Here is a 26,398-nt window from a genome sequence, read left to right as displayed (position 1 = left end):
CGCCGGCCGACCGTGGCCCCAGGGCCGCTCCGGGGCCACGGTCGCGTGCGGGCGTCAGCCCTGGAGCTGCTCGTACGCCGGCAGGGTGAGGAAGTCGGCGTAGTCCTCGTCGAGGGAGACCTTCAGGAGCAGGTCGTGGGCCTGCTGCCAGTGGTCCGCCGCGAAGGCCTCGTCGCCGGTCTCGGCACGGATGTCCGCCAGTTCCTCGGCGGCGACCCTGCGGACCAGTTCCGCGGTGACCCGCTCGCCGTTGTCGAGGACGACACCCGCGTTGATCCACTGCCAGATCTGGGAGCGGGAGATCTCGGCGGTGGCCGCGTCCTCCATCAGGTTGAAGATGGCGACCGCACCCGTGCCGCGCAGCCATGCCTCGATGTAGCGGATACCGACCTGGACGGCGTTGACCAGGCCCGCGTACGTCGGCTCGGCTTCCAGGGAGTCGATCGCGAGCAGGTCGGCGGCGCTGACGTCGACGTCCTCGCGCAGCCGGTCCTTCTGGTTCGGCTTGTCGCCCAGCACCCGGTCGAAGGACTCCATGGCGATCGGGACCAGGTCCGGGTGGGCGACCCAGGAGCCGTCGAAACCGTCGTTCGCCTCACGGTCCTTGTCGGCGCGGACTTTCTCGAACGCGACCTTGTTGACCTCCGGGTCCCGGCGGGACGGGATGAAGGCCGCCATACCGCCGATCGCGTGCGCGCCCCGCTTGTGGCAGGTACGCACGAGGAGTTCGGTGTACGCCCGCATGAACGGGGCAGTCATCGTGACCGCGTTGCGGTCCGGGAGGACGAACTTGGCGCCGCCGTCACGGAAGTTCTTGACGATGGAGAACAGATAGTCCCAGCGTCCCGCGTTCAACCCCGAGGCGTGGTCGCGCAGTTCGTAGAGGATCTCCTCCATCTCGTACGCGGCCGTGATCGTCTCGATGAGGACGGTGGCGCGGACGGTGCCCTGGGGGATGCCCAGGTGGTCCTGCGCGAAGACGAACACGTCGTTCCACAGGCGGGCTTCCAGGTGGGACTCCGTCTTCGGGAGATAGAAGTACGGACCCTTGCCGAGGTCGAGGAGACGCCTGGCGTTGTGGAAGAAGTACAGCCCGAAGTCGACCAGGGCACCGGGTACCCGGGTGCCGCCCGGGGCGGAGAGGTGCCGCTCGTCCAGGTGCCAGCCGCGCGGGCGCATGACGACCGTCGCCAGCTCCTCGGCCGGGCGCAGGGCGTAGGACTTGCCGGACGCCGCGTCGGTGAAGTCGATGGTGCGGGTGTAGGCGTTGATCAGGTTGAGTTGACCGGTGATCACGTTCTCCCAGGTGGGCGCCGAGGCGTCCTCGAAGTCCGCGAGCCAGACCTTCGCCCCCGAGTTGAGGGCGTTGATGGTCATCTTGCGGTCGGTGGGGCCGGTGATCTCGACACGTCGGTCGTTCAGGGCCTCGGGGGCCGGGGCCACCCTCCAGGAGTCGTCCGCGCGGACGGCGGCCGTCTCCGGGAGGAAGTCGAGCGTGGAGGTGCGGGCGATCTCGGCACGGCGCTCCGCGCGGCGGGCGAGGAGTTCGTCACGCCGGGACGTGAACCGCCGGTGCAGCTCGGCCACGAAGGCGAGTGCCGCCTCGGTGAGGACCTTCTCCTGCCCGGGCAGGGGTTCGGCGTCGACGATGGCCAGCGGGGACGGCGCTGGTGCGGACATCAGCTGTCACTTCCTTCAGGCGGGCGCTCTGGGCAGTGGATAGTAGTTTCCTCATTGTGGAAGTTCAATGGTCTGTTGATGTCGAGGCACTTCGGGCCGAGGTGCTTCGGGTCGGGTCACGGCGGCGCCGGGTGTCCGCCCTTCACTCGAGGCGGGTCAGGTCCTTCTCCGTGTCGATGTCGTAGGGCTCGGCCACGTCCCCGCACTCGACGAGCGTGATCCGGTCCGAGTGTTCCTTCAGGTAGGCGCGCGCCCCCCGGTCGCCGGTCGCGGTCGCGGCGACACCGGCCCAGTGCGCGGACCCGAACAGGACCGGGTGACCGCGTACGCCGGCGTAGGTGGCCGAGGCGAGTGAATCCCGCGGCTCTCGCGCCGCGCGTGCGCCGAGTACCCGCGCGACCGCCCTCGGCCCGATCCCGGGCTGGTCGACCAGCAGGACCAGCGCGGCCCGGGCGTCCGTACCGGTCAGCGAGGTGAGCCCGGCCCGCAGGGACGAGCCCATGCCCTGCTCCCATGCGGGGTTGTCGACGAGCACGCAGTCCGGTAGTGAGGCACGCGCGCGTACCTCGTCCGCCCCCGCGCCGAGCACCACGTGGACGCGCTCGCAGCCGCCCTCGCGCAGGCACCGTACGGCGTGTTCCACGAGCGGTCGTCCCCGGTACGTCAGCAGCGCCTTGGGGCGGCCGCCCAGTCGTCGCCCGCCGCCCGCCGCGAGCAGCAGTCCCACGACCCGCTCCGGGGCCGCCTGCTCGGCGTCCGGGCTCCTCCGGTGTTTCGTCGGTGTCGTCACGGACTCTGCATACCGCACCTGCCGCCGGGTGTCCGTACGGCGCGATGTCACGCTGTGGAGCAAGCCGATGACGCAGCGGACTGGCGCGGAGGGGGTGGGGTGGCGTTTACTGGCGCGCACCGGTGACGGGGGCGGCGTGGCCGGTGGGGAGAGGCGCACCGTGGTGCGTGAGGGGGAGGACTGTGTTGCGGAGCGTAGAGCAAAGGCGTACGGGCGGCAGCCGTCAGGACGATCCGCGGGTGACGGAGCTGCGTTCCGCCGTGTCCCGGCTGCGGCGCCAACTCGCGGCCCATCCTGCGGAGTTCCCTGATCGGAGCATCGCGGAGGAGGAACTGGCCGCACTGGACGCCCTGGTGGCGGACGGCAGTGCCGAGATCCCCCGGTTGCGCCGTTCCCTGCTGCTGATCGCCGGCGCGATCGGCTCGGTGAGCGCACTGGGGCCGGGGCTGCGGGAGGTGCGGGACGCGGTGGAACTGTTCGGACCGGCACCCCGAGATTGACGAACGGGCTTGCGGAACACCCCCTGGAAGGGGGCGTGCGCGGGCGCTGAGGTCGAGGGGCGGCGAATCCGCGGGATGGCCGACCGGGTCGGGCGGCCCGGCCGGTCGGTCAGGCCGTCGGGCCGCCGCCCGGAGTGGTGAGCACTTCGGAGAGTTCCCTGGCCACCTGCTGGAGCACCGGCACGATCCGCTCCATGGCCGACTCCGTGACCCGTCCCGCGGGACCGGAGATCGAGATGGCCGCGGCGGTGGGGGAGTCGGGCACCGGGACGGCGAGGCAGCGCACGCCGATCTCCTGCTCGTTGTCGTCGATGGCGTAGCCCTGGCGGCGCACCTCGTCGAGCGCCGCCAGGAACCCCTCCGGTGTGGTGATGGTCCTGTCCGTCGCGGCGGGCATCCCGGTGCGGGCGAGCAGGGCCCGTACGTCCTCCGGCGGGAAACCGGCCAGCAGGGCCTTGCCCACCCCGGTGGAGTGCGGCAGGACGCGTCGGCCGACCTCGGTGAACATCCGCATGGAGTGCTTGGACGGCACCTGCGCGACGTACACGACCTCGTCCCCGTCGAGCAGCGCCATGTTCGCCGTCTCGCCCGTCTCCTCCACCAGGCGGGCGAGACAGGGGCGCGCCCAGGTGCCCAGCAGCCTGGAGGAGGACTCGCCGAGCCTGATCAGGCGCGGGCCGAGCGCGTAACGGCGGTTGGGCTGCTGGCGCACGTAACCGCATGCGACGAGGGTGCGCATCAGGCGGTGGATGGTCGGCAGGGGCAGTCCGCTGCTCGCCGACAGCTCACTGAGACCGACCTCGCCGCCCGCGTCCGCCATCCTTTCGAGCAGGTCGAAGGCGCGCTCGAGGGATTGGACCCCGCCGGAGGTGGGCCGGAGGGAGCCGTTGGTGCTGGCGCTGGACGTCGGCACGGCGCGTTTCCTTTCAGGGCTGCGGGAAGGGAGAAGCCTACCCGGCGGCCGGCGGGCCGCCTGATGGCACGTTACTGAATTCTGCCTTACGGAAGGCTCATTCCGCTTCATGGAAACATCCGGAGAGCGGTCGCCGGTCGCCGTCCGGGCGGTGTGCCCCTTGACGGCGCGGGAGGGGGAGTGAAGACTCCTTCAACAGAAAGTTGAACTCCTGGGAAGTGCGCCGGTGGAGGGGAGGAGGGCACGGGTGTCCGACACCGAACTGGTGCTGCGCTCGACGCGCGTCGTCACTCCCGGGGGAACGCGGGCCGCGTCGGTGGCGGTCGCCGACGGCACCATCACGGCCGTCCTGCCGTACGAGGCGCCCGTCCCCAAGGCGGCCCGCCTGGCGGACCTCGGCGACGACGTTCTGCTGCCCGGCCTGGTCGACACTCATGTGCACGTCAACGACCCGGGTCGTACCGAGTGGGAGGGCTTCTGGACCGCCACCCGCGCGGCGGCGGCCGGCGGCATCACCACGCTCGTCGACATGCCGCTCAACTCCCTCCCGCCGACGACGACGGCCGGTCATCTGCGCACCAAGCAGCGGGCCGCCGCGGGCCGGGCCCATGTCGACGTCGGCTTCTGGGGCGGCGCCCTGCCCGGCAACGTCCCGGACCTGCGCCCGCTGCACGAGGCCGGGGTCTTCGGCTTCAAGGCGTTCCTGTCGCCGTCCGGCGTCGACGAGTTCCCGCACCTCGGTCCGGAGCGACTGGCCCGCACCCTGGCGGAGATCGCCGCCTTCGACGGGCTGCTGATCGTGCACGCCGAGGACCCGGACCACCTCGCCGCCGCCCCGCGGTACGCCGGCCCGAAGTACGCCGACTTCCTCGCCTCCCGTCCGCGCGACGCCGAGGACACCGCCGTCGCCCTGCTCCTCGCGGAGGCGAAGCGCCTCGACGCGCGCGTGCACATCCTGCATCTGTCCTCGAGCGACGCGCTGCCGCTGATCGCCGAGGCCAAGTCCGACGGGGTACGCGTCACCGTCGAGACCTGCCCCCACTACCTGACCCTCACCGCCGAGGAAGTCCCGGACGGCGCCAGCGAGTTCAAGTGCTGCCCGCCCATCCGTGAAGCCGCCAACCGGGACCCGCTCTGGCGGGCTTTGGCGGACGGCGTCATCGACTGCGTGGTCACCGACCACTCCCCGTCCACCGCCGACCTCAAGACCGCCGACTTCGCCACCGCCTGGGGCGGCATCTCCGGCCTCCAGCTCAGCCTGTCCGCCGTCTGGACCGAGGCCCGCGGACGGGGCCACGGCCTGGAGGACGTCGCGCGCTGGATGTCGACGCGCACGGCGGAACTGGTCGGCCTCGACACCCGCAAGGGCGCCATCGCGCCCGGCCGCGACGCCGACTTCGCCGTCCTCGCCCCCGACGAGACCTTCACCGTCGACCCCGAAGGGCTCCAGCACCGCAACCGGGTGACGGCGTACGCGGGCAAGACCCTGTACGGCGTCGTGAAGTCCACCTGGCTGCGCGGCCGGCGCGTCATGACCGACGGCGAGTTCACCGAACCGAAGGGTCGCCTGCTCACCCGCATCCCCTGACGCCGGGGCGAGAAGGGCGAGAACGGTGAGAACGGTGAGAACACGGAAACGACAGGTGCCGGACGGCAGGCGCCGGCCACCACTCGACCTCGACCTCCGGCTTCCCCCCGAAAGGCAGGATCGGATCACCGTGACGGCGCAGCATCCCTCCTCGTTGCCCCACTTCAGCGGCCATGCGGCCCCCTACGGCGGCGGTGACCCGTACGCGGACTACCGCATCGCCGACTTCCCCTTCGCCGACCTCACCGATCTCGCCGACCGCCGGCTCGGCGCCGGTGTGGTCGCCGCCAACGACGAGTTCTTCGCCCAGCGCGAGAACCTGCTGCTGCCCGAGCGCCCCCTGTTCGATCCGGAGCACTTCGGGCACAAGGGCAAGATCATGGACGGCTGGGAGACCCGGCGCCGCCGCGGCCCCTCCGCCGAGCAGCCCTGGCCGGCGGCCGAGGACCACGACTGGGCGCTGATCCGCCTCGGCGCGCCCGGAGTCGTCCGCGGCATCGTCGTCGACACCGCCCACTTCCGCGGCAACCACCCCCAGGCCGTATCGGTCGAGGGCGCCTCGGTGCCCGGTTCCCCGACACCGGAGGAACTCCTCTCGGACGGGGTGAAGTGGACGACGCTGCTCCCGCGCACCCCGGTGGGCGGCCACGCCGCCAACGGCTTCGCCGTCTCGGCCGAGCGGCGCTTCACCCACCTGCGCCTGTCCCAGCACCCCGACGGCGGCATCGCGCGCCTGCGCGTGTACGGCGACGTCGTCCCGGACCCCGGGTGGCTGGCCGTCCTGGGCACCTTCGACGTCGTCGCCCTGGAGAACGGAGGCCGGGTCGAGGGCGCCTCCGACCGCTTCTACTCACCGGCCGCGAACACCATCCGGCCCGGCCGCTCCCGCAAGATGGACGACGGCTGGGAGACCCGGCGCCGCCGGGACCGGGGCCACGACTGGATCCGCTACCGGCTCACCGGCCAGGCACGGATCCGCGCCCTCGAGATCGACACGGCGTACCTGAAGGGCAACAGCGCCGGCTGGGCCTCGGTGTCGGTAAGGGACGCCGAGGGCGGCGCGGCCGAGGGAGCGGGCGGAACAGGTGAGGGCGACGGCTGGCGGGAGATCCTGCCCCGTACCCGTCTCCAGCCCGACACCAACCACCGCTTCGTCCTCCCCGTCCCGGTGATCGGTACGCACGCGCGCGTGGACGTCTTTCCCGACGGCGGCATCTCCCGGCTGCGCCTGTTCGGCTCGCTGACCGAACAGGGCTCGACCGCCCTGGCCGCCCGCCACCGGGAACTGGACGGCTGACCCACCGGGCCCCACCGAGCCCCGGCGGGTCGGCACATCACGCCTGCGGGGCGGTGACCGGCCGTGTTCCGCGCTGGGCCGATCGAGTGGTGACCCCAGGTCCCCGGGCGTACCGTCGTACGGTGGACTCCCGAAAGGGCGACCCGGCATGACCAGTGGTCCGCGGCCGGGTTCCGTACCGCAGACCACCGGCCAGGATTCCGGCAGCAGGGGCAGTGCGATGGCCCTGCTGGTCATCGCCTCGTGCCAGTTGATGGTGGTGCTGGACATCACCATCGTGAACATCGCCCTGCCGCACATCCAGCGCTCCCTGGACTTCTCCACCACCAGCCTGTCGTGGGTGGTCAGCGCCTACACCCTCACTTTCGGCGGGCTGCTGCTGCTCGGCGGCCGGGCCGGCGACATCCTCGGCAGACGGCGCGTCTTCATCTTCGGCGTCCTGCTCTTCGCGCTCGCCTCCCTGCTCGGCGGGCTGGCCCAGAACCCCGGCCAGCTCCTCGCCGCCCGCGCCCTGCAGGGCATGGGAGGCGCCATCGCCTCCCCGACCTCCCTCGCCCTGATCAGCACGACCTTCCGTGAGGGGCCGGACCGCAACCGTGCCTTCGGGGTCTTCGCCGCGGTCTCGGCGGGCGGCGGTGCGATCGGGCTGCTCGCCGGCGGAATCCTCGTCGAATGGCTGAACTGGCGGTGGGTGCTGTTCGTCAACGTCCCGATCGGGCTCCTCATCGCTCTCGCCGCCCCGCGCTGGATCAAGGAGTCCGAACGCCACCCGGGCCACTTCGACATCGCCGGCGCGCTCACCTCGACCGTGGGCATGGTGCTCCTGGTCTACGGGTTCATCCGGGCCGCGCAGGACGGCTGGCGGGACGCTCTCACCCTGGCCTCGTTCGGCGCTGCCGTCCTCGTCCTCGGGACGTTCGTGCTGGTCGAGAGAAGGTCCCGGCAGCCGATCACCCCGCTGCACATGTTCGCCGACCGCAATCGCGCGGGCACGTACGGCATCATGCTGTGCCTGGCCGCGGCGATGTTCGGCATGTTCTTCTTCCTGACCCTCTTCGTGCAGGACGTGCTGGGCTTCAGCCCCCTCCGGGCCGGCCTGGCCTTCCTGCCGGTCAGCGCGGTCATCGCGATCGGCGCCGGGCTGGCCTCCCGGCTCCTGCCCGTGTACGGGCCCAAGCCCTTCATGGTGGGGGGCGGCGTCCTGGCGGCGGCGGGCCTGGCCTGGCTGACCCTGACCGACGTCCACTCCACCTACGCGGGCAGCATCCTCGGTCCGATGCTGGTGTTCAGCCTCGGCATGGGCATGGAGTTCGTCTCGCTGACCCTGATGGCACTCTCCGACGTCCGTCCCGCGGAGAGCGGCGCGGCCTCCGGCCTCCTCAACGCCACTCAGCAGGTGGGCGGCTCGCTCGGCCTGTCCATCCTGGTCACGGTGTTCGGTACGGCGAGCACCAGCGAAGCGGAGAAACAGATCCCGCGCTTCCTGGAGCAGGCGACCGTGGCTGAACGCCTGCGTTTCCAGCGCACCGGGGAGCTCCCACCGCCCTGGGCCGACGAGGTCCTCGCCCACGGGATCTCGGCCGCGTTCACCACCGCGGCGGTCTTCGCCGCGCTCGCCGCGCTGGTCGCCGTCGTGGCCATCCAGGTCCGCCCCTCCGACCTGCGACGCCTCCAGGGCGGCATGGGGCCCGGCCCGGTGTGAGACGGCGTTCCTCCTGCCCGCCCGGGACGGCCGGGGCCTTGACGCGCCGTGTCTCACTCGCCGGGCAGCGCGAGCAGCCGCTCGATCGTGCGCAGGACGCCGTCCTCGTTGTTGGACGGGGCGACATGGCGGGCGCGGTTCAGGACGTCGGGATGCGCGTTGGCCATGGCGAAGGACCATTCGGCGGCGTCGAGCATCTCCAGGTCGTTGAGGTAGTCGCCGAACACCAGCGTCTGGGCGGGGGTGACGTCCAGCTCCCGCTGGACGCGGCGCAGGGCGGTGCCCTTGTTCGCGGTCCGGTTCATCACGTCGACCCAGTGCTCGCTGGAGACGACGACCTGGTGGGTGGAGGTGAATTCGGTCAGGGCCGGTGCGATGGTGCGGGCCGCGGGGGCGAAACCGAATATCGCGATCTTGTTGATCTCGTCGTCGACGACGGTGGCGTCCGCGACGCTTCGGTGGGCGACGTAGTACTGCTCTACCTTGGCGAGGAAGGCCGCGTCGGTGCGCTCGGTGTAGGCGTGGCGCTTTCCGCAGACGACGACGCCGACGTCCGTGCCGTCGTCCGCGAGTCGGCGCACCGTCCTGACGAGCCGGGCGGCGACGGCGGGGTCCAGCGGGTCGGAGGCCAGTTCGACGCCGTCGCGGACCACCTGGGTGCCGTTCTCCGCGATGAAGACCATGCCGTCGTCGAAGCCCTCGAACAGGCGGGCGAGGGTGGCGTACTGGCGGCCGTTCGCCGGACTGAACAGCACCCCGCGCTCGCGCAGGAGCGACACCGTCCGGCGCAGCCGCCGCGGCGGATCTCCGGCGTCGTCCAGGAGGGTGCCGTCCATGTCGGTGACGACGAGCCTGATGTCGACCGGCGCGCCGGGCAGGCGGGGGAGGTCGGCGGACGCGGTGGGCGCGGTGGGCGCGGTCATGGACGGGTCCTGTTCTGCATCTTCGGGGACGGTTTCGGCGGGGCCGTGCGCCCATTCTAGTAAGGACCCTTGCCCAACCCTTCGGGGCGGCTGACGCCCTGGTGCGCACGCGACGGGCCGGCTTTCCGGACCGCGGTGGCACGCCGAGGAGGGGCGTCAGCACACCAGGGGGCCCCCGGACCTCATCCGAAGGGGGATGCCGCCCCGCCCGCGATCTCCATCAGCCGTACCGCTCTGCGCTCCCGCCGGGACACCTCGCACGCCTCCGCGACGCGCAGCGCCTGCAGGGCCTCGCGCCCGTCGCAGGGGTTGGCCCGCTCGCCCCGCACCACCTCGACGAACGCGATCAGCTCCGCCTCGTACGCGGGCCCGAAACGCTCCACGAACCCGGTCCACGGCTTGTCCGCGGCCGGCGGCCCGGTCGGCTCGGTGGACGCGATCGGCGTGCGGTCGTCGAGGCCGACCACGATCTGGTCCCGCTCCCCGGCGAGCTCCATGCGCACGTCGTAGCCCGCGCCGTTCATCCGCGTCGCGGTGAGGGCGGCGAGTGTGCCGTCGTCGAGGGTGAGGAGCGCCGCGCCGGTGTCCACGTCGCCCGCCTCGCGGAACATGGCCGGACCGGCGTCGGAGCCGGTGGCGTGGACGTCCACGACCTCCCGGCCGGTCACCCAGCGCACGAGGTCGAAGTCGTGGATCAGGGTGTCCCGGTACAGTCCGCCGGACTGCGGCAGGTACCCGGCAGGCGGCGGCTCCGGGTCGCTGCTCATCGCCCGTACGGTGTGCAGCCGGCCCAGCCGTCCCGAGCGCACCGCCTCACGCGCGCCCAGGTAGCCCGGGTCGAACCGGCGCTGGAAACCCATCTGGAGGACGGTCCCGGCCGCCTCGACCTCCGTGACCGCTTGTAACGTCCCGGCCAGATCCAGGGCGATGGGCTTCTCACAGAACACCGGCAGCCCCGAACGGGCCGCCCGGCCGATGAGTTCGGCGTGGGCGGACGTGGCCGTCGTGATCACCAAGGCGTCCACCCCCCAGGTGTAGATCTCGTCCACCCCGGGCGCCGCCGTCTCGCCGAGCCGATGGGCGAGTGCCTGGGCCCGAGCCGGTTCCGCGTCCGTGAGGATCAAGGAACCGACGTCGCGGTGCCTGCTGAGTGTGTGGGCGTGAATGGTGCCGATACGGCCCGTACCGATGACCCCGATGCGCATGGGAACAAACTGCGGCCCGAGCCCCTCCCTGTCAATCCGCATGTCCGGACAACCGAACCACACGGCTTCCCGTCAACCACGCGTGGGACTACGCTCGGCCCGTGCCGAAACCAGGAGTGGACCCGACCGTGCAGCTGGAGCTGAGCGTGGACCGCGCCTCCCCCGTCCCGCTGTACTTCCAGCTCGCCCAGCAGCTGGAGGCCGCCATCGAGCACGGCAGACTGACCCCCGGGAGCCTGCTGGGCAACGAGATCGAGCTCGCCGGCCGGCTCGGCCTGTCCCGGCCGACGGTCCGTCAGGCCATCCAGTCCCTCGTCGACAAGGGACTGCTCGTACGGCGGCGGGGAGTGGGCACCCAGGTCGTGCACAGCCAGGTCAAGCGCCCCCTGGAGCTCAGCAGCCTCTACGACGACCTGGAGTCGGCGGGCCAGCGCCCGGCCACGAAGGTCCTGGTCAACACGGTCGTCCCCGCGTCCGCCGAGATCGCCGCAGCCCTCGGCGTGGCCGAGGCGGGCGAGGTGCACCGGATCGAGCGGCTGCGGCTCGCGCACGGCGAACCGATCGCGTACCTGTGCAACTACCTGCCGCCCGGACTGCTCGACCTGGACACCGGGCAGCTGGAGGCCACCGGCCTGTACCGGCTGATGCGGGCCGCCGGGATCACCCTGCACAGCGCCCGCCAGACCATCGGCGCCCGCGCCGCCGGTGCCGTCGAGGCCGAGCGGCTCGGTGAGGAGACGGGCGCCCCGCTGCTCACCATGCAACGCGTGACCTTCGACGACACCGGACGCGCCGTGGAGTTCGGCACCCACACCTACCGGCCCGGCCGCTACTCGTTCGAGTTCCAGCTGCTGGTACGGCCGTGAAGCCGGTGCGAGCCGGCATGGGCATCCCGGTGAACGCCAGGTGACGTGAACCGATCTTCATCACATTGTCCGGACAATGTGACCGACTCCGGGGTCGGGGTGCGGATGGGGGCGTTGTTCCGGGTATGGGGCCGCCGGTGTGCGACAGGAGGCCGCCGTGAGTGCCCCGGGAGCGGCAGGCGTCACGCGATGCCTTCGCTCCCGAGTACGCCACCCAGGGTCACCGTGAGGCAGAATCGGCGGCAATGAGCACCTACCGCGACCTCACACTGCCCAGGGCGCTGAGTTCCACTCGGGCGGGCGCAGCCCCCGTCGGCTCCCGCCGTGCACCCGTGCTCCGCACGGTCGGCACCAGGGAACGCCGCTCCCACCTGTCGGCACCGCGCGTACCGACCGTCGGCATCGACATCGGCGGTACGAAAGTGATGGCGGGCGTCGTCGACGCCGACGGCAACATTCTGGAGCGGCTCCGCACCGAGACCCCGGACAAGTCGAAGAGCCCGAAAGTCGTCGAGGACACCATCGTCGAACTGGTGCTGGACCTGTCCGACCGGCACGACGTGCACGCGGTCGGCATCGGCGCGGCCGGCTGGGTCGACGCCGACCGCAACCGCGTGCTGTTCGCCCCGCACCTGTCGTGGCGCAACGAGCCGCTGCGCGACCGGCTCGCCGGACGTCTCGCCGTCCCCGTCCTGGTCGACAACGACGCCAATTCCGCCGCCTGGGCCGAATGGCGCTTCGGCGCCGGCCGGGGTGAGGACCACCTCGTCATGATCACGTTGGGTACCGGCATCGGCGGCGCGATCCTCGAGGACGGTCAGGTCAAGCGCGGCAAGTACGGCGTCGCCGGCGAGTTCGGCCATATGCAGGTCGTCCCCGGCGGCCACCGCTGCCCCTGCGGCAACCGCGGCTGCTGGGAGCAGTACAGCTCCGGCAACGCACTGGTCCGGGAGGCGCGTGAACTGGCCGCCGCCGACTCGCCGGTCGCCTACGGGATCATCGAGCACGTCAAAGGGAACATCGCCGAGATCAGCGGCCCGATGATCACCGAGCTGGCCCGCGAGGGCGACGCCATGTGCATCGAGCTCCTCCAGGACATCGGCCAGTGGCTCGGCGTCGGCATCGCCAACCTCGCCGCCGCCCTCGACCCCTCCTGCTTCGTCATCGGCGGCGGGGTCTCGGCCGCCGACGACCTGCTGATCGGCCCCGCGCGGGACGCCTTCAAGCGCCACCTCACCGGCCGCGGCTACCGCCCCGAGGCCCGTATCGTCCGCGCCCAGCTCGGTCCCGAGGCCGGCATGGTGGGCGCCGCCGACCTCGCCCGCCTGGTCGCCCGCCGCTTCCGCCGCGCCAAGCGCCGCCGGGTCGAGCGGTACGAGCGCTACGAGCGGTACGCGGAGGCCCGCCGAACCCCCCAGGAGACGCTGTGACGGGCGACCTTCCCCCGCAGGCCCGCTTCCCCGGCAGGCCCCGGCCGCCGGAGGGCCGCCGGCACATGATCCGCCGCAGGGCGCTCACCCTGCTGATCATCGTGCTGCTCATCGGCGTCCCGGCCGGGTACCTGGTGATCTCCGCGAACCAGAGCCGCGCGAGCGGCAAGGACAAGGAGGCGAAGTACTCGGCCAACGGCCTGACCCAGGGCTGGCCGTCGAAGCTGCAGCGCCGCCTCTACCAGGTGCCGGTCCCGCACCCGGCCTGGTGGGTGGCCTCCTACGAGACCAACAACTGGAAGACCAGCCGCCTCTACGTCGAGTTCGAGACCACCGACGCCGGCCTGAGCGCGTTCCTCACCAGCATGGGGGTGCAGCAGGACGAACTGAAGCGGGACGAGATCACCATCAGCGACCGCGACCAGGAGATCACCGGCTGGAAGTTCGACCGCCCCGGCCTGTGGTTCGGACTCGTCAACGAGCAGAAGGACCCCGCGCCGACCCACGATGTCGTCGTCAACCACGGCAAGCCGGGCTTTCCCAAGGTGTACGTCGTCTCCCGGACGGTTCCCTGACCCCGTGCCGCTCCCTCGCTCCCACTCTCCCCGACCGCCCGGTCAGGGCGCCGGGACCGATTGTCAGTGCCCGTCCGTAGAGTCGAGGACGGCTGAGGTGACTACGCGGGCGGAGCGGGCAGGAGCGGGCGGGAGGTGACAGGACGGATGAGCGAGGGGGCGGCCGTGACGGCCGAGCGGCGCACGGCCGGGGCGGAAGGCACAGAGATCGCCGAGATCGCCGAGATCGGCGAGACCGCCGAGGGCACAGAGCCGACGGAGATCTCCGTCGGACTCGCCGCGGTGTTCCTGCCCGCACCCCTTCCGCGCGACGGACGGATCGCCTTCTACGACCCCGAGGGCGGTCCCCTCGAGCCCGTCGACACCGCCGAGCCCACGGATCTCACGGATCCCATGGTTTTGACCGCTCCCGCACCGGAGCCCGCCCCGCGTACCCGGCTCACCGTCACCCGCCCGCACGGCGCCGGGGTGCGGCGGCGGACGGTCCGCGCCCACTGCCTGCCCCTCGACGAGGCCCTGCCCCTACTGGTCCGCGCCCGGCACGATCCCGCCGCCCACCCCGCCACCGCCTGCTGGGGCGCCGCCGCCCTGCACGCGCTGCGGCTCACCGCCCGCGGCCGGCTGTTGCCCGGCCTGACGACCACCGGTCACGACGCCTGGCGGGCCGGCCCGCTCGACCCCGACGACGTGGCGCACCTGCGCGCGGTGGCCGCGGCCCTGCCGTTCGAGGGGCACGCGGTCCCGCTTCCCGGCTCCGGCCCGCTGCGGCTGCCGGAGCCGGAGGCACTCGTCCGCGCCTTCCTCGACGCGGTCGCGGACACCCTGCCCCGCACCCCCGCCGCGCCGTACGCCTCGGGACTGCCGTTCGCCGCGCGGAAGGCCCAGCGGCTGCCCGGCGCCCACGACTGGGCCGCCGAGGTCGCCGCCGGAATGGACGCCGGAGTGCGCGTCTCGCTCCGCCTCGACCTCTCGGCGTACGACGTGTTCGACCCGTTCGACGGCGCCGACGAGAGCGCGGCCGGCGACGGCGCGCGCGGGGCCGGTGCGGCGATCGTCCAGGTGCACAGCCTCGCCGACCCCACCCTCGTCGCCGACGCGGCGGCCCTGTGGGCGGGCACGGCGGACAGTGTGTTCGGCCCCCGCGCGCGGGTGGACACAGCCCTCGCCGTCCGCCGGGCGGCCCGTGTCTGGGCCCCGCTGGACCGGCTCTCCGACCAGGACGTACCCGACGTGCTGGCCCTGTCGGAGGACGAGGTGAACGACCTGCTCGGCGTGGCCGCGACCCGGCTCGCGGCGGCCGGTGTCGCCGTGCACTGGCCCAGGGACCTCGCCCAGGACCTGACCGCGACGGCGGTGGTCCGGCCGGCACCCGGTTCGGCGACCGACGGGAGCGGCTTCTTCGAGAGCGAGGACCTGCTGAGCTTCGGCTGGCAGCTCGCGCTCGGCGGCGATCCGCTCACCGAGGCCGAGATGGACGCCCTGGCCGAGGCCCACCGCCCGGTCGTCCGGCTGCGCGACCAGTGGGTGCTGGTCGACCCGGCCATCGTCCGCAAGGCCCGCAAACGGGAGCTGGGTCTGCTCGACCCCGTCGACGCGCTGTCCATCGCCCTCACCGGCACCGCGGAGGCCGACGGCGAGACCGTCGAGGCGGTCCCGGTCGGCGCCCTGGCGGTGCTCCGCGACCGCCTGACCACCGGTGTGCGGCCCGCCGCCCCGCCACCCGGACTCGACGCCACCCTGCGCGACTACCAACTGCGCGGCCTGGCCTGGCTCGACCTCATGACCTCGCTCGGCCTCGGCGGCTGCCTCGCCGACGACATGGGCCTGGGCAAGACGATCACCCTCATCGCGCTGCATCTCAAGCGGGCCCGTACCGAGCCGACACTGGTCGTCTGCCCGGCCTCACTGCTCGGCAACTGGCAGCGGGAGATCACCCGGTTCGCGCCCGGCGTCCCAGTGCGCCGCTTCCACGGCCCGGACCGCACCCTGGACGACCTGGCCGGAGGCTTCGTCCTCACCACCTACGGCACCATGCGCTCGGCCGCCCCGACGCTGGCCGCACAGCGATGGGGCATGGTCGTCGCAGACGAGGCGCAGCACGTCAAGAACCCGCACTCGGCCACGGCCAAGGCGCTGCGCACCATCCCGTCCCCGGCGCGCGTGGCGCTCACCGGCACCCCCGTCGAGAACAACCTCTCCGAGCTGTGGGCCCTCCTCGACTGGACGACCCCCGGGCTCCTCGGCCCGCTCAAGTCCTTCCGCGCCCGACACGCCCGCGCGGTGGAGAACGGCGAGGACGACCAGGCCGTCGAGCGCCTCTCCCGCCTGGTGCGGCCCTTCCTCCTGCGGCGCAGGAAGTCCGATCCGGGCATCGTCCCCGAGCTGCCGCCCAAGACCGAGACGGACCACCCGGTCCCGCTCACCCGGGAACAGGCCGCACTCTACGAAGCGGTGGTGCGAGAGTCGATGCTCGCCATCGAGACCGCCCAGGGCATGGGCCGCCGCGGACTGGTGCTGAAGCTGCTGACCGCGCTCAAACAGATCTGCGACCACCCGGCGCTCTACCTCAAGGACGAGCACGCACGGGCCGGCGGCGACCGCCTGGCGGCCCGCTCGGGCAAACTGGCCCTGCTGGACGAGCTGCTGGACACCCTGCTCGCCGAGGACGGATCGGCCCTGGTCTTCACGCAGTACGTCGGCATGGCCCGGCTGATCACCGCGCATCTGACCGGGCGCACGGTCCCGGTCGAACTCCTCCACGGAAGTACGCCGGTATCGGAGCGGGAGCGCATGGTGGACCGCTTCCAGAGCGGTACGACCCCCGTCCTGGTCCTCTCCCTGAAGGCGGCCGGCACCGGCCTGAACCTCACCCGCGCGGGCCATGTCGTCCACTTCGACCGCTGGTGGAACCCGGCGGTCGAGGAGCAGGCCACCGACCGCGCCTACCGCATCGGCCAGACCCAGCCGGTCCAGGTCCACCGCCTCATCACCGAGGGCACGATCGAGGATCGCATCGCCGAGATGCTGGAGGCCAAACGGGCCCTCGCCGACGCGATCCTCGGCTCCGGCGAGTCGGCGCTCACGGAACTGTCCGACCGCGAACTGTCCGACCTGGTCTCCCTGCGGAGGACGCCATGACGCCCCGCCCGTCCGACCAGGCGCGGGAGGCCCTGCGGGCGGCCCGTCGGCGCGCGAGCGCCGAACCGGAGGACACCGGCACCCCGGACCGGCACCCCGCGCCCGTCCCCGGCCCGGGCCCCGACACCGGTGGGTACGGGCGGTCCGCGGGCCGGGAGCAGCGCCCGGGCGACGTGGCCCGCGACGCCCTGCGCAGGGCGGTACTCGCCCGACGCACGGCGGGAACGGGACGCCCCGAAGCGACCGGGCCCGCGGACGCGGCAAGGGAGAAGGGCACGGAAGCGGAGGCGGGCGACGGGGGCGCGGACACCACCGCACCGCCGGCAGCCGAAGCCCCCCGGAACCAGCCGGTCACCTCGGACCGACCGGTCACGTCGGACCGACCGATCACGTCGGACCCGTCGGACCGGTCCGGCCGACGCCCCGGTGACATCGCGCGGGAGGCCCTGCGTTCGGCCCGGGAGGAAGCGCTGCGCGCACGCACGGAGACCGCCGACCGGGAGATCGCGGACCGGGAGACCCCCGACCGGGAAACCGGCGTGCGGGACACCGCCGTGCGGCGCGCCGGGCGCACACCGTCGGGCACCACTTCCCGGGCCCCGCGCACCACCCGGGGCGACCGCGCCGAGAGCGCCCGGACGAGTGAGCGAGCAGCGGGCGAAGGAGTACACCGGGTACGGGAGTTGCTCACCGGCGCCTTCCCCTCACCCCCCGACACGGAAGAACCGACCCCGAAGCCCGACGGAACCCGCCACGAACCCCCGGCACCCCAGGCTTCTTCCACCCCGCCCGCCTCCCCGCCGTCGCACACCCCCCGCTCCATGGCCGCCCCCGCCCGCGACGGCGAACTCCGCCGCACCTTCCCCGCGTTCCCGCCCGGCGCCTCGGACGGCCCGGGGTTCGCCGAGACCTGGTGGGGCAACGCGTGGGTCACGGCGTTGGAGGAGGGCGCGCTGGACGCCGCGCGGCTGGCCCGCGGACGCCGGTACGCGCAGCGGGGGCACGTCGACGCCGTCACCGTCACCCCCGGGCTCGTCCTCGCCTACGTCCAGGGGAGCCGCCCCCGCCCGTACCGGGTGCAGGTGCGGCTGCGCACGTTCGGGGACGCCGACTGGGAGCGCTTCCTGGACACCGCCGCCGACCGGCCCGGCGACATCGCGGCCCTCCTGGAGAAAGAGCTGCCCCAGTCCCTCGCCGACTGCGGGGCCCCGCTGCTCCCCGGACCCGGGGACCTCGAACCGCGGTGCAGCTGCCCCGACTTCGGGCACCCCTGCAAGCACGCCGCCGCCCTCTGCTACCAGACCGCCCGGCTGCTCGACGCCGACCCGTTCGTGCTGCTCCTGCTGCGCGGCCGGGGTGAGCGCCAGGTGATCGACGCCCTGTCCCGGCGCAGCGCCGCCCGCGCGGCCCGCGCCACCCGGGGCAGGGAACAGGAGCCCCTCCCCGGCGTGCGGGCCAGTGAGGCCGTCGCCCCCCGCGCTCTCCCGCCGCTTCCGGCACCGCTGCCCCCGCCTCCGCACCCCGAGCAGCCGCCCGTGTACCCCGCGTCCCCCGGCGGCCCGGACCCGTTCGCGCTCGACCAGCTCGCCACCGACGCCGCCGCCCGTGCCCACACCTTGCTCACCACCGGCCGCGACCCCGTCGGCGGGCTCACGCTGTGGCAGGACGTGGTACGGCTGGCCGCCGCCCGCCCGGGCTCCGGGCTCACCGCGGCCACCCGCGCGCTGTACTCCTCGCTCGCCCGAGCGGCCGGCCGCACCCCGGCCGAGCTGGCGCGCGCGGTCGCCGCGTGGCGCCAGGGCGGCCCGACGGGACTCGAGGTCCTGGAGGCCCCCTGGGACCCGCCGGCCGGCCGCTTCGACCGCGCCCGCCCCCTGCTCCTCGCCGCCGACCTGCCCGCCTTCCGCCCCTGGCGCAACCACCTCACCCATCCCCGCGGACACGTCCAGCTCCGCCTCGGCCAAGACCGCCTCTGGTACGCGTACGAGTCCGAACCGGGCCACGACGACTGGTGGCCCCGCGGCACCCCCGACCCGGACCCCGTCGGCGCCCTCACCGGCCTGGACGCCCTGGATGCCTCGGACGCCCTGGACAGTCCGGACATCCGATGACCGGCCCCGCTTTTGACGCCGTCACCGGGTGCGGCCGGGCTGTCGCCCGAACGGTATGCGCCAAAGTCTCCGGGGACGGCGACGGGACCACTCCGTGGGCCCGTCGCCTCGGCCGCCTCACCGGACCGCCCGTGTCGTGCGGCAATGCCACCGGTCGGCAAGTGTCACCATATGCGCACAACTCCTTCACGGCGGGTGCGCTTTCGGTCGGTGGGTGGACGGGAGGCCCGCGACGGGGGAGACGGTCGCCGGGGCGCGTGCTTAGCCTCCCGGCTCATGAGATCACCGCTGAGCCTTTCCCGGTAACCGGTCGTCGCTCACTGTGATCGCCGGGCTGTGCTGTGTCCCTGTCGCCGCCGATCCGTGCAGCCGTAAGGCCCCTGGTAGGAACGATCTTGCGACAGAAAGATCCGACCGAGGGGCCCCACGTGTCGGCCGGAGTCACGTACAACGCCGTTCTCGATGCCCGCCGGTCCACCGCCGAACACCTGGCCCGGCTGCTGCGCGACCACCGTGCAGTGATCGGCACCCGCCGGGGGCGACGCGCGCTGGGCTGCTTCCGCCAGGCCGTGCTCATCCTGCGCTGGTTCCTGGACGGCACCCGCTTGACCCGACTTGCCCGGGACAACGGCCTGTCGTCCTCCACCGTCTACCGCCACCTGCACGAGGGACTGGCCGTTCTGGCCGCTGGGACATCGGACCTGCAGACCGCGCTGGAGCGGGCGAAGACGGCCGGGCTGACGCATCTCAACCTGGACGGCACCGTGGTCCGCACCGACCGGGTCGCGGCCCCGGGCCCCAACGGTGCGGATCTGTGGTGGTCGGGCAAGCACCGGCAGCACGGCGGGAACGTGCAGGTCATCTCCACTCCGGACGGCTGGCCGATCTGGGTCTCGCCGGTCCGCCCGGGCCGCGAGCACGACACCACCTGCGCCCGCCGGCACGGCCTGATCGACGCGCTCAACCGCCTCGCGGCGGAGCTGGACATGCCTACTCTGGTCGACCTCGGGTACGAAAACGCCGGCGACGGCTTCCGCCATCTGCTCAAGAGGCCCGCGGGCGGCGAGCTGACTGAGGCCCAGCAGACCTACAACAAGGTCATCCGAGGCGTTCACGGTGTGTGCGAACGCGCCAACTCCCTGCTCAAGACCACCTTCAAGGCCCTGCGACGAGTCAGCCTCGACCCCGGCCAGATCACCCAGATCGCCGCCGCGGCCCTTGTCCTGCTCCAGCTCGAATACGACCGAACCATCTGAATGATGGTCCTGTCCCACTGAAGTCTGGTCACGTCTCATCGAAGTTTGAGCGAGTACCCCCACCCACGTGAGTATGCATACTCACGTGCAGGGGGAGGCTTGATCGGAGACTGTGCGCATGACACGAATCCCTGCCTTGACCAGCACGTTCGCCCGCTCCTCGCGCCGCCCGCGGCTCGCCCTCGTGATAACCGCCCTTGCTGCGCTGACACTTGGCGCGTGCGGCACCGAGAAGACGAACGCCGGCGGAGAGCAGACCAAGCCCGCAGACGCCGCCGGAGGTCGGCCCGACGCGGCCTTCACGGCGATGCTGGACAAGATCGCGCAGTCGTGTCCCCCGAGCGCCCCGCCAGAGGCGCCGCCGACCGGTCCGGCGGAGACACTGCCGTCCGGTTCGGTGGAGACACCGCCGAGCGACGCGATCGAGCCCATCGCCCCCACGGCGGGGCCGGAAGTGGAGTTGAACGCTCGCGACTGGTGCGCGAGTAACCTCCATGAAGAGCGCATCGCCCAGGCGCTGTGGGATCTGGTGGAACCCACCCCCACCAAGGTCAGGGCGATCCTGAACGACCTCGGCTATGTCGACGAGCGCATCCACGGCCTCAAGCAGTCCGGTGCGACCACGCGGTTCTTCCTCGACCTGCGTGACAAGGGTGGACGGCTCTGCTTGGAGGGCTCGGCAGCCGGCGAGAAGACCGTCGTCGACAAGTGTGTAGCCCCTGTGACCGGCCCGTTCACGGCTGGAGAGCGGAAGCAGTGAGACCTTCCTGGTGATGAACGGCGACGTCCTGACCGACCTCGACTACGCCGACGTCCTGAACCGGCACCGGGCGTCCGGTGCCCCGCTGACCATCGCGACCTACGCCCGCAAGGTCCACATCGACTTCGGCGTGCTGACCACCCGGGTGAGCCGGGTCGTCGCCTTCACGGAGAAGCCCAGCATGGACTACCGCGTCTCCATGGGTGTCTACGGGCTGTCCCGCTCGACGCTCGAGGGCTACACGCCCGGCCTCCCGCTGGGCTTCGACGAACTCGTCCTGGACCTCCTCGCCGCCCAGCGCCCGCCGCACGCCTACGAGTTCGACGGATACTGGCTGGACATCGGGCGCCCGGACGACTACGACCGGGCCAACGCGGAGTTCACCACCCGCAAGTCCATGCTGCTCAAGGGGGCCTGAGCACCCGTGCGCGTTCTCGTCCTGGGCCGCACCGGCTACCTGGGCCGTCATGTCGTCGCCCACCTGCGCGGCCTGCCGGGCACTGAGCTGCCCGAGGCCGGCCGCTCGACCGCGGGGGCCGGCGCGGGTCCGCGCATCGACCTGGCCACCGACTCCCCCGACCGGCTCGCCAAGACCCTGGCGGAGGCGGCGCCCGACGCCGTGATCAACCGCGCGGGTGCGACCGCCGGGGACGCGGTCACCCTGGCCGAGGTCAACACCCGCGGCCCCGCCGTCCTGTGCGCCGCACTGCGGCAGGCCGCTCCCCGGGCACGCCTGGTGCACCTGGGGTCGGCCGCCGAGTACGGCCCGGGGGAACCGGGCACCAAGGTGACGGAGACGGCGGCGACCCGCCCGCTCGGACCGTACGGCGCGACCAAACTCGCGGGCACGGCGGTGGTGACGACCTCCGGCCTGGACGCGGTGGTGCTGAAGGTGGGCAATCCGGTGGGACCGGGCGCGCCGCCCACCGGGCTGCCCGGCAGGGTCGCCGCCCTTCTGCGCGAGGCCGGCGCGTCGACAGGAGCGGGGCCGGAGGCAGGGGCGGAGACAGGGGCAGGGGCGGTGCTGCGGCTCGGTGACCTGTCCGCGTACCGCGACTTCGTCGACGCACGCGACGTCGCGCGTGCGGCGGTGCTCGCCGTCATGACGGCCGGGCCGCTCCCGCCCGTCCTCAACGTCGGCGGCGGCGAGGCGGTCCGGGTGCGCGACCTGGTACACCTGCTGGCCCGTCGGGCCGGTTTCGGGGGACGGATAGAGGAGGACACAGGAGCCACGGGGGCCACGGGAGGTTCGGCCCGCTCGGCGGCGGTGTCCTGGCAGTGCTCCGACAGCACGGCGGCGGGCGAGGCACTCGACTGGCGTCCCTCGTACACCCTCGAGGAGTCACTGGCCGCGCTGTGGGCGGGCGGCGGCACGGGCGCCACCGGTGAGGACACCGCCGGCACGGAAGGCGACCGCGCGCCGTGAGCCTGCTGATCCCTCTGCACGTCCATCCGGCCGAGGACCCGGGCGCCTGGCACCGGCTGATCACGGCAGCCGACCGTACCCACTCCGTCGTGCTCAACCCAGCGGACGGCCCCGGGACCGGCCCGGACCAGGCGTTCGCGGCGGTCGCGGACGCGCTGCGGACGGCCGGCGCCCGGCTGCTCGGCTACGTCGACACCGACTACGGCGCGCGGGACCCGTCCGCGGTCACCGCCGACGCGCGTCGGCACCGGGAGTGGTACGCGGTCGACGGCTGCTTCCTGGACCGGGTGACCGCGGGGCCGGAGAGCCTGCCGGGCTGCCGCAGGCTGGTCCGGTCCCTGCGCCGGGCCGGCGCGCGGACCGTCGTGCTCAACCCCGGAGTGGACCCGGCGCCCGGCTACGTCCGCCTCGCCGACCTGACCGTCACCTTCGAGGGGCACTGGTCCACCTATGTCGCGGCGTTCAGCCGCTCCGGCCGGGTGAAACCGCATCCACCGGAACGGATCTGCCACCTCGTCTACGGTGTGCCCGAGGCACTCGTGCCTCTGGCCGTACGCACCGCGCAGGACCGCGGCGCCGGGGTCTGCTGCCCCGTGACGGGTGGACTTCCGAATCCCTGGGCCGAGTTGACCCCTGACCGTGACCGAAACCGAGGGACGAGCATGACCAGGAAGCCTCCGCCCCACACGCCCGCGTCGAGGGTGCCGAGGGTGCCGACCGCGCCGACTGTGCTGGTCGCGCTGGTGGTGTTGGCCATCACGGCCCTGACCGGGTGCTCCGCCCCGGGCGGCGCCGGGGACACGGACGCCGCCCGGTCGTCCGCACCGTCCCGCACCTCACCGGAGGCCCCGACCGGGACCTCCTCCGCCCCCGGCGGGGGACTCTGGCGCCCGCGCCCCGGACTCGCCTGGCAGTGGCAGCTCGACGGCAGGGCCGACCCGTCGGTCGAGGTGCCCGTCTACGACATCGACGGCTTCGAGAACACCGCGGCGGACGTGGCCCGCCTCCACCGTGACGACCGCAAGGTGATCTGCTACATCAACGTCGGCGCCTGGGAGGACTTCCGGCCTGACCGGGACGCGTTCCCGCGCTCCGTCCTCGGCAGGGCCAACGGCTGGCAGGGCGAGCGCTGGCTGGACATCCGCCGGATTTCCGTACTGAAGCCGATCATGGAGCGACGGTTCGACATGTGCCGGGACAAGGGCTTCGACGCGGTGGAGCCGGACCTGATGGAGGGCTACGACCACGACACCGGGTTCCCGCTCACCGCCGCCGACCAGCTCCGCTACAACCGCATGATCGCGGACATCGCGCACGAACGCGGTCTGTCGGTGGGCCTCAAGAACGACCTGCCGCAGATCCCGCAGCTCGTGGACGACTTCGACTTCGCCGTCAACGAGGAGTGCGCGCAGTACGGTGAGTGCGCCGAGCTCACTCCGTTCATCGAGGCGGGCAAGGCGGTCTTCCACGTGGAGTACGCGGAGCCGACCGGTGAGTTCTGCGCCGAGTCCCGCGAGCTGAAGCTGTCGTCCATGCGCAAGAAGCCGGAACTGGGTGTGTGGCGGGACCCGTGCTGACCCGGAGGAACCGGTTGTCCTCCCTTCGGTGGCGGCACCGCCGACCCGTCCACCGGATCTCCGGCGAGGAGGCCACCGACCCGGTGACGGGCCCGACCCGGCAGCGCGGCTCCTCACCGGCCGCGCTGAGCCCGCCGTGCGCCGGGCCCTGAACTCTGAACTATGACGACGGCTGCACCGACCACCGCGAGCTCACCACCGGATACGACCGCTGCGTACGCCGGACGCAGCGGTGTCCGGTTCTCGCCAGTCCGCGGTAAATGCCTGGACTGAGAACCTCCCCTGACGGGAAACTTCCGACTTCCGAACTTCCGGGAGAGTGATGGGGACAACCGATACGCGAGGACCGACGCCGGGCAGGAGCGCGGTCGTTCTGGCACTGCGCCGCTACGGCCGGGAACTGCTGCGACTACGACTGCTGGCCCTGCCCGCGCTGCTGCTGCCGGCCGTGGGCAACATCGGAATCCGCTATGTCGCCCCCTTGCTGATCGCCAAACTGGCGGGGCAGGCCGCCGGCGACGGCGGTCTCACCCTCAGCTCGGCGCTGCCGTACGTGCTGGGCTTCGGCGTGACGCTGCTGCTCGCCGAGGCCGTGTGGCGGGTCGGGCAGCACTGCCTGAACCGCGTGGACGCCCTCGGCATGGAGCACCTGTACGTGAGCGGCATGGACGAACTCCTCGCCAAGGACGCCGCGTTCTTCCACGACAACTTCGCCGGCTCCCTGACCAAACGGGTGCTCAGCTTCGGCAAGCGCTTCGAGGACTTCGTCGACACGCTGACGTACCGGATCGTGGGCAGCCTCGTCCCCCTGGTGTTCGGTGCCGTGGTGCTGTGGAGCTACGAACCGATGCTCGTCGTAGGCCTTCTGGTGATGATCGTGCTGACCGTGGTGGCCGCGACACCGCTGATCCGGCGTCGGCAGAGGCTCGTCAACGACCGTGAGGCGGCGATCGCCCGGGTCTCCGGCCACGTCGCCGACAGTCTCATGAACATGGAGACCATCCGGGCGTTCGCGGCCGAGCGGCGGGAGGCCGACGAACACCGCAGCCGTGTCGCGGACTCCCGGCGCCTGACGCTGAAATCGTGGGACTACGGCAATCTGCGCGTCGACACCCTGATCGCCCCCATGTCCGTGCTGACCAACGTGCTGGGTCTGTTGGTCGCCGTCGCCTTCGGCGGATCGGGCCAGGGAGTGGAGGAGATCGTCGTCGCTTTCACCTACTACTCCAACGCGACCCAGATCATGTTCGAGTTCAACCAGATCTACCGGCGTCTGGAAAGCTCGATGACCGAGGCCGCGCAGTTCACGGAGCTGCTGCTGGATCCGCCCACCGTGCTCGACCCGGCGGAACCCGAACCGCTCGCACCACGGGACACCGGCGTCCGCTTCGAGGCGGTGACCTTCGCCCACCCGGGTGCGAAGCCGATTTTCCAGGGACTCGACCTGGACGTGCCCGCAGGCGCGCGGATCGGTCTGGTCGGCAGGTCCGGCGGCGGCAAGAGCACGCTCACCCGGCTCCTGCTGCGGATGGCGGACATCGACGACGGACGCGTCCTGATCGGCGGGCAGGACATCAGCCGGCTGCGCCAGGCCGACCTGCGCTCACTGATCGCCTACGTCCCGCAGGAACCCGCGATGTTCCACCGCAGCCTGCGGGACAACATCGCCTTCGCCCGGCCCGGCGCCACCGACGTGGAGGTCCACGCGGCGGCCGCGGCCGCGCACGTCACGGAGTTCGCCGACCAACTCCCGGACGGCTTCGCCACTCTGGTGGGGGAGCGGGGAGTCAAACTCTCGGGCGGCCAGCGCCAGCGCGTCGCCCTCGCCAGGGCCATCCTGCGCGACGCCCCGATCCTGCTGCTCGACGAGGCGACCAGCGCGCTGGACTCGGAGAGCGAGCTCCTCGTCCAGGACGCCCTGTGGCGGCTGATGGACGGACGTACGGCCCTCGTGGTCGCCCACCGCCTGAGCACCGTCGCCGGTATGGACCGTCTCGTCGTCCTCGACCGCGGAAGCGTCGTCGAGCAGGGCACCCACGAGGAGCTGCTCGCGGTGAACGGTGCCTACGCCAAGCTGTGGCAGCACCAGTCGGGCGGCTTCCTCGGCGAGAACACCGAGTCGGCCCTCGGATGCCCGGTCCCGGAAGCCGGTCCCAGCGGGCTGCCCGGGCCGGCCGACCCGGCACCGGACGGGGCCCGCAGGGCGTCGTCGCATGCTCGTACGAGTACTTGGTCCACGTGATCGAGTCGGTTCTCGGACATTCTCGACCGCACGCGGCGTCACGCTGATACGTCCCCGCGTGCGGCAGACGGAGGAGCACCGCAGGAAAAACGACGACTGCTCCCGGGCCGGCTGACGCGGTCCGGCTTCGCCGCGCTGTGCGAGGTCAGCTCTGTGGAGCGCTCCTCGGGCAGTCGCCGGTACCGTCGTCCCAACCGTGGCGGCGACCGGCAGGCCGACGCCGCCCCGCACCGGATCGTGCGGATCCGCCCGCGCTTCGACCCGCGCGCCCAGGACCACTACGAACGCCGCATCAAGGAGGGCAGGACCCGACGCGAAATCGTCCGGTGCCTCGAACGTACGCTGCCCGGGAGGTCTTCCACCTGGTCAGGACCACACAGCCATAACCCCTGTGATGAGGGCAGTGTGATGGCGGGTGA

At 72.4% G+C, this 26,398-nt stretch carries 20 protein-coding genes and 1 pseudogene; 16 read left to right on the top strand and 5 right to left on the bottom strand.

What is annotated here, in order from left to right; translation table 11 throughout:
* Positions 1-54: 54 nt before the first annotated feature.
* Together aceB and AC6F7H_RS01690 are read right to left on the bottom strand one after the other, a co-directional pair.
* The gene (gene aceB / locus AC6F7H_RS01695; protein WP_500754728.1) at positions 55-1,680 is read right to left on the bottom strand and encodes a malate synthase A; all 1,626 of its coding nucleotides are present in this window, start codon (positions 1,678-1,680) and stop codon (positions 55-57) included.
* A 142-nt stretch (positions 1,681-1,822) separates the two neighbouring features.
* Positions 1,823-2,470 (bottom strand): nucleotidyltransferase family protein, encoded by a 648-nt coding sequence (locus tag AC6F7H_RS01690; RefSeq protein ID WP_500754727.1) that lies wholly within the window; start codon positions 2,468-2,470, stop codon positions 1,823-1,825.
* A gap of 239 nt (positions 2,471-2,709) precedes the next feature.
* Between AC6F7H_RS01690 and AC6F7H_RS01685 the strand changes: the two genes are divergently transcribed.
* Entirely contained in the window at positions 2,710-2,970 is a 261-nt protein-coding gene (locus tag AC6F7H_RS01685) for a DUF5955 family protein (protein ID WP_500754726.1), read from the top strand.
* Between the two features lie 109 nt (positions 2,971-3,079).
* Here the strand turns inward: AC6F7H_RS01685 and AC6F7H_RS01680 are convergent, their stop codons facing one another.
* Complete coding sequence (locus tag AC6F7H_RS01680) at positions 3,080-3,883, bottom strand: IclR family transcriptional regulator (protein ID WP_500754724.1); 804 nt, start codon at positions 3,881-3,883, stop codon at positions 3,080-3,082.
* Positions 3,884-4,130: 247 nt separating this feature from the next.
* Between AC6F7H_RS01680 and allB the strand changes: the two genes are divergently transcribed.
* The 3 genes from allB to AC6F7H_RS01665 all read left to right on the top strand — a co-directional run bounded on the left by allB (position 4,131) and on the right by AC6F7H_RS01665 (position 8,470).
* Positions 4,131-5,471 (top strand): allantoinase AllB, encoded by a 1,341-nt coding sequence (allB, locus tag AC6F7H_RS01675; protein ID WP_500754723.1) that lies wholly within the window; start codon positions 4,131-4,133, stop codon positions 5,469-5,471.
* Positions 5,472-5,601: 130 nt separating this feature from the next.
* Positions 5,602-6,768, top strand: a complete 1,167-nt coding sequence (alc, locus tag AC6F7H_RS01670) for an allantoicase (RefSeq protein WP_500754722.1) — start codon at positions 5,602-5,604, stop codon at positions 6,766-6,768.
* 148 nt (positions 6,769-6,916) lie between these two features.
* Positions 6,917-8,470: an MFS transporter gene (locus AC6F7H_RS01665; protein ID WP_500754720.1), complete on the top strand. Its 1,554-nt coding sequence runs from the start codon at positions 6,917-6,919 to the stop codon at positions 8,468-8,470.
* 53 nt (positions 8,471-8,523) lie between these two features.
* On the opposite strand, the gene AC6F7H_RS01660 is transcribed toward AC6F7H_RS01665, so the two are convergent.
* Complete coding sequence (locus AC6F7H_RS01660) at positions 8,524-9,393, bottom strand: Cof-type HAD-IIB family hydrolase (protein WP_500754719.1); 870 nt, start codon at positions 9,391-9,393, stop codon at positions 8,524-8,526.
* 182 nt (positions 9,394-9,575) lie between these two features.
* On the bottom strand, positions 9,576-10,598 hold the full coding sequence (locus AC6F7H_RS01655) for a Gfo/Idh/MocA family protein (RefSeq protein ID WP_500754718.1): 1,023 nt from the start codon (positions 10,596-10,598) through the stop codon (positions 9,576-9,578).
* A 128-nt stretch (positions 10,599-10,726) separates the two neighbouring features.
* On the opposite strand from AC6F7H_RS01655, the gene AC6F7H_RS01650 reads away from it, so the two are divergent.
* From AC6F7H_RS01650 to AC6F7H_RS01595, 12 genes and pseudogenes are all read left to right on the top strand, one after another.
* Positions 10,727-11,464, top strand: a complete 738-nt coding sequence (locus AC6F7H_RS01650; protein ID WP_500761614.1) for a GntR family transcriptional regulator — start codon at positions 10,727-10,729, stop codon at positions 11,462-11,464.
* Between the two features lie 245 nt (positions 11,465-11,709).
* Positions 11,710-12,894: an ROK family glucokinase gene (locus tag AC6F7H_RS01645; protein WP_500754717.1), complete on the top strand. Its 1,185-nt coding sequence runs from the start codon at positions 11,710-11,712 to the stop codon at positions 12,892-12,894.
* A complete protein-coding gene (locus AC6F7H_RS01640; protein ID WP_500754716.1) occupies positions 12,891-13,469 on the top strand; it encodes a sugar kinase in 579 nt (192 codons plus the stop codon). The genes AC6F7H_RS01645 and AC6F7H_RS01640 overlap by 4 nt, the downstream gene beginning before the upstream one ends.
* A 147-nt stretch (positions 13,470-13,616) precedes the next feature.
* Positions 13,617-16,607, top strand: coding sequence for an SCO1167/SCO6262 family helicase (locus tag AC6F7H_RS01635; RefSeq protein WP_500754715.1), 2,991 nt, complete (start codon positions 13,617-13,619; stop codon positions 16,605-16,607).
* Complete coding sequence (locus AC6F7H_RS01630; RefSeq protein WP_500754714.1) at positions 16,604-18,718, top strand: SWIM zinc finger family protein; 2,115 nt, start codon at positions 16,604-16,606, stop codon at positions 18,716-18,718. The genes AC6F7H_RS01635 and AC6F7H_RS01630 overlap by 4 nt, the downstream gene beginning before the upstream one ends.
* 428 nt (positions 18,719-19,146) lie before the next feature.
* Positions 19,147-19,974 carry an HARBI1 family protein gene (locus AC6F7H_RS01625; RefSeq protein WP_500754713.1) on the top strand — a complete coding sequence of 276 codons (828 nt, stop codon included), beginning with the start codon at positions 19,147-19,149 and terminating at the stop codon, positions 19,972-19,974.
* A 118-nt stretch (positions 19,975-20,092) separates the two neighbouring features.
* Positions 20,093-20,734, top strand: a complete 642-nt coding sequence (locus tag AC6F7H_RS01620) for a hypothetical protein (protein WP_500754712.1) — start codon at positions 20,093-20,095, stop codon at positions 20,732-20,734.
* A gap of 13 nt (positions 20,735-20,747) precedes the next feature.
* A complete protein-coding gene (locus AC6F7H_RS01615; RefSeq protein WP_500754711.1) occupies positions 20,748-21,152 on the top strand; it encodes a nucleotidyltransferase family protein in 405 nt (134 codons plus the stop codon).
* Between the two features lie 6 nt (positions 21,153-21,158).
* Positions 21,159-22,160, top strand: a complete 1,002-nt coding sequence (locus AC6F7H_RS01610; protein WP_500754709.1) for an NAD-dependent epimerase/dehydratase family protein — start codon at positions 21,159-21,161, stop codon at positions 22,158-22,160.
* Positions 22,157-22,636: pseudogene (locus AC6F7H_RS01605) on the top strand (spherulation-specific family 4 protein); the annotation flags it as partial. The gene AC6F7H_RS01610 and the pseudogene AC6F7H_RS01605, both read left to right, overlap by 4 nt.
* A gap of 186 nt (positions 22,637-22,822) precedes the next feature.
* A complete protein-coding gene (locus tag AC6F7H_RS01600) occupies positions 22,823-23,737 on the top strand; it encodes an endo alpha-1,4 polygalactosaminidase (protein WP_500761612.1) in 915 nt (304 codons plus the stop codon).
* Between the two features lie 322 nt (positions 23,738-24,059).
* On the top strand, positions 24,060-25,979 hold the full coding sequence (locus AC6F7H_RS01595; protein WP_500754708.1) for an ABC transporter ATP-binding protein: 1,920 nt from the start codon (positions 24,060-24,062) through the stop codon (positions 25,977-25,979).
* Positions 25,980-26,398: the final 419 nt, after the last annotated feature.

It is taken from the genome of Streptomyces sp. MMS24-W38 (assembly GCF_059889265.1).
Note: the sequence above shows the minus strand (reverse complement) of the source record. Positions and strands in the feature narration are given on the sequence as shown.